1 protein-coding gene is annotated in these 1,035 nt (G+C 63.1%); it reads left to right on the top strand.

Going from position 1 to position 1,035, the window contains the following annotated elements; all coding sequences use genetic code 11:
- Positions 1–83 precede the first annotated feature (83 nt).
- Positions 84–1,035 (top strand): IS481 family transposase (locus tag AC1RTB_RS26460; protein WP_492882239.1); only part of this gene is annotated, 952 nt, incomplete at its 3' end.

The following is a 1,035-nucleotide window of genomic DNA, read 5'->3' as shown; positions in this document are numbered from 1 at the left end:
TGTGAGCTTTCAGGAGGTTGTCCATTCGGTCCCGGCCGGGAAAGCTGAGGTTGTCAAAGCTTCAGTGAGTCTCGGAGGACCGAATGAACATCCATAAGAATGCCCGTTTGACGCCACGCCGTCGAGAGGAGATGGCCCGCGACGTTGTTGAAGGCCGTCTCTCCAAAGCCGTTGCGGCGCGGACATATGGTGTGACGGTGAAGGTCGTGGCGCGCTGGGTCGCGCGTTTCCAGGCCGAAGGCTGGGACGGCATGGCCGACCGATCGTCGCGGCCGAAGCGGAGCCCGAGACAGACCGTGGCGCAGATTGCCGCCGAGATCGCGACGCTGCGCCGCCAGCGGCTGACGGGCAAGCACATCGCCAAGCAGGTTGGGGTGTCGGCGGCGACGGTAAGCCGGGTGCTCAGGCGAGCGGGTCTTTCGCGGCTGAAGGACATCGATCCGGCCGAGCCGGTGCGCCGCTACGAGCGCGACAAACCTGGCGAGATGATCCACATTGACATCAAGAAACTCGGGCGCTTCGACCGTGTCGGCCATCGCATTACCGGCGACCGCACCGGCCAGTCCAACAGCCGTGGCGTCGGCTGGGAGTTCGTCCATGTCTGCATCGACGACGCCTCGCGTGTCGCCTTCTCGCAGATCCTCGCCGACGAAAAGAAAGAAAGCGCCGTCGCCTTCCTCGAGGCGGCGCTCGCCTATTATGCCAGTCTTGGCATCACCATCGAGCGGGTCATGACCGACAATGGTTCCTGCTACCGGTCGCAAGCCTTCGCCAAGGCCTGCCGCAAGCTTGGCCTCAAACACCTCCGCACAAAACCCTATACGCCCAGGACCAATGGCAAGGCCGAGCGCTTCATCCAGACTGCGCTCAGGGAATGGGCCTACGCCGTCGCATACCCGACCTCAGACCATCGCGCCGCCGAGTTGCCGGCCTGGCTCCACCGCTACAATTGGCACAGGCCTCACGGCAGCCTAAAATCTAAAACACCAATAAGCAGACTCGGCCTGTCTGGGGACAACCTGTTGAGGCTCCACA

Source organism: Aminobacter sp. GW821-FHT11F06 (assembly GCF_058808215.1).
Note: the sequence above shows the minus strand (reverse complement) of the source record. Positions and strands in the feature narration are given on the sequence as shown.